The following is a 3,277-nucleotide window of genomic DNA, read 5'->3' as shown; positions in this document are numbered from 1 at the left end:
AAGTTTGCTGATGGAAGTACTCAAGAAATTGATGTTCCTTATGATATTCCTGATACTTGGGAGTGGGTGAGGTTTTCTACATTGGTTGAAATTGTCAGAGGTGGCTCTCCACGACCAATCAAAGATTATCTTACTTACGAAGTAGATGGAATAAATTGGATAAAAATAGGTGATACTGAAAAGGGTGAAAAGTATATAAATAATGTTAAAGAAAAAATCAAAAAATCAGGGCTTAACAAAACTAGATTTGTAAAAAAAGGTACATTTTTGTTAACTAATTCTATGAGTTTTGGTAGACCTTATATTTTGAATGTTGATGGTGCAATACACGATGGATGGTTGGCTATTTCGAACTATGAAAACTCATTAAATAGAGATTACCTATTCTATATTCTTTCATCAAATGTAGTTTATTCTCAATTTTTATCTCTAATTAGTGGAGCTGTTGTGAAAAACTTGAATAGTGATAAAGTTGCTTCTATTCTAATCCCACTCCCACCCCTTCCTGAACAATCCAGAATCGTTGATAAAATCGAACAATTTTTCGCCCATATTGACGCACTAATTTAGTATAATAGTTTTACGTGCGGTGGAATTTCTATCAAACATAAGATAGGAGTTTTACGTTGAAAGAATTTGAATTACATTTGAAGAAAGCTGGTTTAGCTGAAAATACTGTGCGTTCGTACCTTTATGGTGTTCGATTTTTCTTGGAGAATTATGAACTCAAAATGGAAGATTTATTTGAATACAAGGGATATTTATTAGACAATTTTAAACCTAAAACTGTCAATTTGCGACTACAAGGAGTAAATAAATATCTGACTTTTATTGGTCATGATGATTTGAAATTAAAATTTGTCAAAGTACAGCAAAAACCGTTTTTAGAAGATGTCATTAGCTATGCTGATTACCTTTTTCTTAAACGTAGTTTGAAAAAAGATGGTATTTTAAAATGGCATTTTGTCGTTTGGTTTTTAGGTGCAACTGGGGCTCGTGTAAGTGAGCTTATTAAACTAAAAGTAGAGCATGTAGAAATCGGTTATTTTGACATTTACTCAAAAGGTGGTAAAATTCGTAGACTGTACATTCCTAAAAAATTAAGAAATAGTTGTCTTAGTTGGTTAGAATCAGAAAATCGCCGAAGTGGTTATTTATTTTTGAATAAATTTAATGAACCAATTACAGCAAGAGGAGTTGCTCAACAGTTAAAAAATTATGCTGATAAATACAAAATGAATCCTAAAGTAATTTACCCTCATTCTTTTAGACATTTATTTGCTAAGAATTTTTTATCGAAGTATAATGATATTGCCTTGCTTGCAGATTTGATGGGACACGAAAGTATAGAAACTACTCGAATTTATCTAAGGAAAACAGCTACTGAACAACAAAATATTGTAGATAAAATTGTTAATTGGTAAAAAAATAACAGGTGGTCAAATTGACCATCTGCTATTTTTTTGTGATTATGGCTCTTATTATGGGAAGATACCTATGAATTGGGTACAGACAACATTAAATTATATAGGAATAATTAGTACTGGTAACACGCCATCTAAAAATAGCCCTGAAAACTACGGCGGCGAAATACCATTCTATAAACCTGCTGATTTATTACAAGGAGAACTATACAATGCAACTGAATATTTATCGGTTCTAGGAAATACAAAATCCAGAAAAATAAAAGCAGGTTCTATTTTAATAAATGGTATTGGAAATATTGGAATTGCTGGGATTGTTCGTGTTGATGGAGCGTTCAATCAACAAATGCATGGCATAGAAGTATTTAATTTTGTCAACTCAAAATTTTTACTTTTAGCTATACAGTCTGATTTTATGCAAAAACAATTCAAGAACAATATATCATCTACCACTATTCCTATATTAAACAAAACTAGATTTTCTCAAACTATAATTAATTTTCCAGGTATACGTACACAAAAATTAATAATTACTAAAGCTGAGAAACTTTTTGAAAAAGTAAATCAATTTTAGCGACAATTCTCTTTTGTTCTAAAACTGAAGGAATACCTATTATTTTAGATTTTAGATACGAATAATGTCGAGCATAGCCCCTGTTCCTAACAAATAATAGCGTATAGTCTAAGTGGTATTTTAAAAATTTTGCAGATAAGCAAATTGGAGACAGAATTTTTACTCCGTCTGCACCAACAACAAAAGGGAAGTCTATAATCTTAAGATTTCTTGTATGGTCACCAAATATTACAACGTTTGTTTTATAGTCTAGAATCTTAGAAAAATTATTAGAAAATCCTTCAACTAATATTTTAGATTGACTAACTACTGGAATCTTGCCCTCTTTTACAATTTCAGACTGTTTTATTTGATAAGGCTTAGCTGAAATAGTTGTTACAATTTTTTCTAAAGGAGCTAGCAACCAAGTTGATCTTCTTGGAAAATCTATTTCAATTTTAATGTTATTCAGATAATAAGAGTTATCATCTCCTTGGGAAACAATAGAAATGTCCAAATCTTTCTTTTTAATCTTGCCTTCTTCAAAGAGTTTTTGTTTTTCTGCTCGTATTTTTTCAAGTAAAACTTCGACTGATTCATCATTTGGGTCTTGTTCAACTAATTTTCCTTGCATAGCATATTGAAGAATAGATTTTTTTAGTTTATCTGGAAATTCTTTATCTAGCTGTTCGAGTCTATTATAACTTTTAGCGTACTCATCTACTCTTTCTAAAGCTGATTCGATTGCTTCTACTATTCGTTGTTGTTCGGATAGTGGAGGCAATAACATAGGAACTTCATATTTTAAAAATTTTATTGAAGCTAAATTTTTTATCGCTGAACCTATAGAATGCTCTTTTAGTGTATTAATCAAACTCGTAAACATCCATTTAAAATACTGTGAATCTATTATATCTGAGTTTAACGTAAGTTTTAATAATGCTTGATTTATAACTCCATTATAATAATTTGAAGGTATTTGAAAGATTTCTCCAATAGTACCTGCACAAGATATTAAAATATCTCCTGCTTTTATTGAAAAATTTTTTAAACGTATATAATCACTCTCTTTTAACCAATAGTCTCCATAATCTATAGTTTTTCTTATAGCATTACCTTGTTCATAAACCTTATATGTATGTTCTCCTTTCGGAACAAACATTGACTTTGTTATAGAACTACCAAAAGGACCTCTTTTTATTGAGCCGTCCTCTAATGCACAAATGTCTGGTAAATAAACTATGGCCCATCCTTTAGGTATATTATGTTTAAACTCTTTTATACTTCCATCAGCAAACTT

Annotated in this window: 3 protein-coding genes and 1 pseudogene; 3 read left to right on the top strand and 1 reads right to left on the bottom strand. The window is 30.2% G+C overall.

The window, feature by feature from the left end:
* From HT678_RS10555 to HT678_RS10545, 3 genes and pseudogenes are all read left to right on the top strand, one after another.
* A pseudogene (locus HT678_RS10555) lies at positions 1 to 537 on the top strand (restriction endonuclease subunit S); the annotation flags it as partial.
* A gap of 89 nt (positions 538 to 626) precedes the next feature.
* Complete coding sequence (psrA, locus tag HT678_RS10550; RefSeq protein ID WP_000657448.1) at positions 627 to 1,424, top strand: tyrosine-type DNA invertase PsrA; 798 nt, start codon at positions 627 to 629, stop codon at positions 1,422 to 1,424.
* A complete protein-coding gene (locus HT678_RS10545; protein ID WP_240153458.1) occupies positions 1,411 to 1,998 on the top strand; it encodes a restriction endonuclease subunit S in 588 nt (195 codons plus the stop codon). The genes psrA and HT678_RS10545 overlap by 14 nt, the downstream gene beginning before the upstream one ends.
* Here HT678_RS10545 and HT678_RS11645 read toward each other — a convergent pair.
* Positions 1,958 to 3,277: restriction endonuclease subunit S (locus tag HT678_RS11645; protein ID WP_240153457.1), on the bottom strand; the 1,320-nt coding region annotated here is incomplete at its 5' end. The genes HT678_RS10545 and HT678_RS11645 overlap by 41 nt on opposite strands.

The organism is Streptococcus sp. 3167 (assembly GCF_013277175.1).
Classification (GTDB): Bacteria; Bacillota; Bacilli; order Lactobacillales; family Streptococcaceae; genus Streptococcus; species Streptococcus pseudopneumoniae.
Note: the sequence above shows the minus strand (reverse complement) of the source record. Positions and strands in the feature narration are given on the sequence as shown.